We start from the raw sequence: 3,949 nt of genomic DNA on the forward strand, positions 1-3,949 counted from the left end.
CTGGCCGGCGATCACCACGCTGCCATTCAGCGGCAGGCCGGCGCCGAGCGCGGCGCGGGCGCTGTCGAGCACGCCCTGCGCCTCGGCCCGCTTGTCCAGATAGGGGTGGGGCCCGGGCGTGCCGAGGCCCTCATAGTCGCTGGCCACCACGGCGTAGCCGGCGGCCAGCCAGGCGCCGAGATAGCGCTCATGGCGCGGATTGGCGCCGGTCCAGGAGGGGGCGCAGACATCCGCCACCCCCACCGTGCCATGCGCCCAGGCCAGCAGTGGCCAGCCGCCCCGCGGCGGATCGCCGGCGGGGAGGAAAAGCTGGCCGGAGATGGCGATGGGCCGGCCATCCACGCCGCTGCGCGAACTGTAGAGGATGCGCTGCTGCAGCCCGGCCTCGGCGATGCCCTTCTCGGGCGGCAGGGCCTCCTGGCGCAGCATCTGCCCCGGTTCGGGCAGGGTGGTCTCGGCGTGGCGGTAGAAATCCGAGGTGCCGCCATCGCCGGGGGCGGGCGGCGCCTCCGCCTGGCCCTGCCCGGGGCCGGTGGCGCAGGCGGCGAGCAGGGCGGCCAGGAGCAGCGCCTGGCCAGGGCGGCGTCGCGGCGGGCGCTGGGGCATGGCGGTCCGTCCCTTCTTTTTTCAGGGGGGACAGAGTGCGGAGGATGGGCGGGGTTGTCTATCGGGGGGCGCGGATGGGTGGCATCCGGCGGCCCCGCGCCCGGGCGGCGGCAAGCGAGCGATGGCTGCGGGAGGGTCCTCCCCGCAGCCTCGCGGCGAGTCAGACCTGCCGCATCCCGCCATCGACGCAGAGTTCGGCCCCCGCGATGAAGCTCGCCTCGTCGCTGAGGAGAAACAGCGCGGCGGCCGCGACTTCCTCCGGCCGCGCCATGCGGCCGAGCGGGATCTGCCCAACCAGCGCCGCGCGCACCGCCTCCGTGGTGGCCGCCATCATCGCCGTGTCCGTGGGGCCGGGGCTGACGACATTCACGCGGATGCCGCGCGGCGCCAGCTCCGCGGTCCAGCTGCGCGCATAGGAGCGCAGCGCCGCCTTGGTGGCGGCATAGGTGCCGTAATGGGCAATGCCCGCCATGCCGGCGATCGAGCCGATCAGCACGACCGAGCCGCCCTTCTCCATGGCACCGAGCGCCGCCTGGAAAGCAAGGACCGCGCCGCGCACATTGACCAGGAAATGCCGGTCGACATGCTCCGGCGTCTCCTCGGCCAGCAGCGCCGGCTCGGAGATGCCGGCATTGAGCACCAGCGCGTCGATGCGGCCATGCCGATCGCGCACCGTGGCGACGGCCGCAGCCACATCCTGCGCGACGCTGGCATCCGCGACCAGGCCGCAGGCGCCCCGGCCGATGGCGGCGGCGGCCTTCTCCACCGCCTCGGCATGCCGGCCGGTGAGAAAGACCGTCGCCCCCTCCGCCGCCAGCCGCTCGGCGGTGGCGAAGCCGATGCCACTCGCGCCGCCCACCACCAGGGCAATCCTGTCCAACATCCGCGCCATCCTCGATCTCCTGTTCTGCAAGGATGGCGGTCTAGATATACAGGCTGTATCTGGTAGCAAGAACGCACCTGGGATAGCCTAGATATGGCCGACGATACCGACCTCGAAGCCCTCTCCGCCTGCGCGCTGGCCAACATGGCGCGGGTGCGCCCGGTGCTCGACAAGATCGCGGACAAATGGACCATCCTGATCCTGACGGTGATCTGCCCGAAGCCCGCGCGCTTCAACGAGATCAAGCGGCGCCTGGATGGCATCACCCACAAGGCCCTGGCGGATGCGCTGAAGCGCCTGGAGCGGAACGGGCTGGTCACGCGGACGGTGCTGCCGACGGTGCCGATCGGCGTGGAATACGCCATCACGCCGCTGGGGCATTCGCTGCGCCAGCCCTTCGAGGCGCTGTGCGGCTGGGCGCTCGCGCATGGCGAGGCGATCCACAGCGCCAGCACGGCCTATGACCGCGCCAGGGAGGCCGAGCGGGCTTGATGGAAGAGGGGGCGCGGAGGGCCGGTCATCGGCCTGTCTCCCCTACCCCCGCCGCCGCATCTCCCGGTGCAAAATATACAGCCCCGCCGCCACGATCAGCCCGGCCCCGGCCAGCATGGACAGCGTCGGCGTCTCCCCCCAGGCGATCCAGCCGATCAGGATCGCCCAGATCAGCGCGGTGTAGGAATAGGGCCCCAGGGAAGAGACCTGGGCGCTGGCATAGGCCTCGGTCAGCGCCACCTGGGCCAGCCCGCCCAGCAGCCCGATCGCCAGCAGCAGCGGCAGCTCGGCCAGTGTCGGCGTCACCCAGACGAAGGGCAGCACCAGCAGGCTGAAGCCGGTCATCAGCAGCGACTGCCACAGCACGATGGTGGAGCTGGCCTCGGTGTCGGAGAGCTGGCGCACCAGCATGGTGGTCATGCCGGAGAACAGCCCATGCACCGCCGCCGCCGCGAAGCCGGCCCAGACCAGCCATTCCGCCACCCCCGGCGGGCCGCGATGGCCGCCGCCGAAGGCGCCCTGCCCGATGGCGATCACCAGGATGCCCAGGAAGCCCACCAGCACCGCGCCCCAGCGATGCGGCCCCGGCCGCTCGCCCAGGAAGGGGATGGAGAGGATGATGACGAAGAGCGGGGTGGAGTAGGTCAGCGCCGTCTGCTCGGCCAGCGGCAGCACGGTCAGCGCGAAGAAGGAGCAGCTCATCGCCGCCATCCCGGTCATCGCCCGCGCCACATGGCCGGGGAAGCGGCGGGTCGCCAGCGTCACATGCCGGCGCAGCGCGATCGCCGCCACCACCGGCAGGGCGAAGGCGTTGCGGAAGAACATCAGCTCCGGAAACGGGATGCGGGTGCCGAGGGCCTTCACCAGCGCGCTCATCAGCGCGAAGAGCGCGGTGGCCAGCAGCATCAGCAGCGCGCCGCGCTTGAGGTCGTGGCGCAGCGTCATGGCGCGGCCTGGCCGAAGCGCGCGGCGCGGGCCCGCTGGCGCTCGCGATAGAGGTTGTAGAGCCCGGCGGCGATGACGACGGCCGCGCCGGCCAGCGTGGTCAAGGCCGGCAGGTCGCCCCAGATCAGCAGGCCCAGCACCAGCCCCCAGACCAACGTCGTGTATTCGAAGGGCGCCAGCACCGCGACGGGGGCCAGGGCGAAGGCGCGGGCGAAGAGGAAATGCGCCACCCCATTGGCCAGGCCGAAGCCCACCAGCGCCAAGGCGATGCCGGGCGCGGGCAGCAAGGCGGGCGGCGGGAAGGCCGGCAGCAGCAGCAGCCCCACCGGGATATGCGCCAGCAGCAGCCAGAAGGCGATGGTGGCCGGCGTGTCGCTGCGCGAGAGCAGCCGCGTCCAGATGCGGGTCAGCGCCATCAGCGCCACGGCGGCCAGCATCATGCCGGCCTCCCAGCGCCACAGCGCGCCGCCGGGCTGCAGCATCACCAGCACGCCGCCGAAGCCCACCGCCGTGCTGGTCCAGCGCCGCCAGCCCACCTGCTCGCCCAGCAGCGGGATGGCCAGCAGCGTCATCAGCAGGGGTGCGGCGGAGGCGACCGCATAGCTGTCCGCCAGCGGCATGGCGCGCGCCCAGGCGATGTAATAGGCGATGGTGACGACGCAGTGCAGCAGGCTGCGCCAGGCGATCAGCCTGCCATTGACCGGCCGCAGCGAGGCGCCGCGCGCCAGCAGCGCGATGGCCAGCGCGCCGAAGATGCCGCGCCAGATCATGGCGGCGGCGGCGCCGACCTCGGGCAGCGCCCATTTCACCGCGGCGTCGGCGCAGGCGATGAGCGCATAGCCCAGCGCGATCAGCCCGATGCCGCGCACCGCATCATCCAGCCGGGGCCGTGGCGCGACCCCGGCGGGTTGTTGTCGGGCGGGTTCGGCCTCGCCCTCCGGCGCCGCCGCCAGGGGCCGGGCGGCGGGCGCCTCAGACAAGATCGGCCTCGGCGACCTGGCAGGTGGCGCCGGTGGCGTCGCG

At 72.8% G+C, this 3,949-nt stretch carries 5 protein-coding genes; 1 reads left to right on the forward strand and 4 read right to left on the reverse strand.

The window, feature by feature from the left end; genetic code table 11:
• The coding region (locus HMPREF0731_RS25040) for an alpha/beta hydrolase (protein WP_007003161.1) at positions 1-606 on the reverse strand (606 nt) is incomplete at its 3' end.
• Between the two features lie 160 nt (positions 607-766).
• Complete coding sequence (locus HMPREF0731_RS06040) at positions 767-1,489, reverse strand: SDR family NAD(P)-dependent oxidoreductase (RefSeq protein ID WP_211207884.1); 723 nt, start codon at positions 1,487-1,489, stop codon at positions 767-769.
• A 93-nt stretch (positions 1,490-1,582) separates the two neighbouring features.
• Here HMPREF0731_RS06040 and HMPREF0731_RS06045 point away from each other — a divergent pair, with 93 nt between their 5' ends.
• Entirely contained in the window at positions 1,583-1,981 is a 399-nt protein-coding gene (locus HMPREF0731_RS06045; RefSeq protein ID WP_007003163.1) for a winged helix-turn-helix transcriptional regulator, read from the forward strand.
• A gap of 42 nt (positions 1,982-2,023) precedes the next feature.
• On the opposite strand, the gene HMPREF0731_RS06050 is transcribed toward HMPREF0731_RS06045, so the two are convergent.
• Positions 2,024-2,926: a DMT family transporter gene (locus HMPREF0731_RS06050; protein ID WP_007003164.1), complete on the reverse strand. Its 903-nt coding sequence runs from the start codon at positions 2,924-2,926 to the stop codon at positions 2,024-2,026.
• Positions 2,923-3,906, reverse strand: coding sequence for a DMT family transporter (locus HMPREF0731_RS06055; protein WP_245538250.1), 984 nt, complete (start codon positions 3,904-3,906; stop codon positions 2,923-2,925). The genes HMPREF0731_RS06050 and HMPREF0731_RS06055 overlap by 4 nt, the downstream gene beginning before the upstream one ends.
• Between the last annotated feature and the right edge of the window lie 43 nt (positions 3,907-3,949).

The organism is Pseudoroseomonas cervicalis ATCC 49957, from assembly GCF_000164635.1.
Classification (GTDB): domain Bacteria; phylum Pseudomonadota; class Alphaproteobacteria; order Acetobacterales; family Acetobacteraceae; genus Pseudoroseomonas; species Pseudoroseomonas cervicalis.

Bases quoted from the DNA above. Each gene is read 5' to 3' on its own strand.
- HMPREF0731_RS06040 (WP_211207884.1), bottom strand. From the start codon at position 1,489: ATGTTGGACAGGATTGCCCTGGTGGTGGGCGGCGCGAGTGGCATCGGC.
- HMPREF0731_RS06050 (WP_007003164.1), bottom strand. From the start codon at position 2,926: ATGACGCTGCGCCACGACCTCAAGCGCGGCGCGCTGCTGATGCTGCTG.
- HMPREF0731_RS06045 (WP_007003163.1), top strand. From the start codon at position 1,583: ATGGCCGACGATACCGACCTCGAAGCCCTCTCCGCCTGCGCGCTGGCC.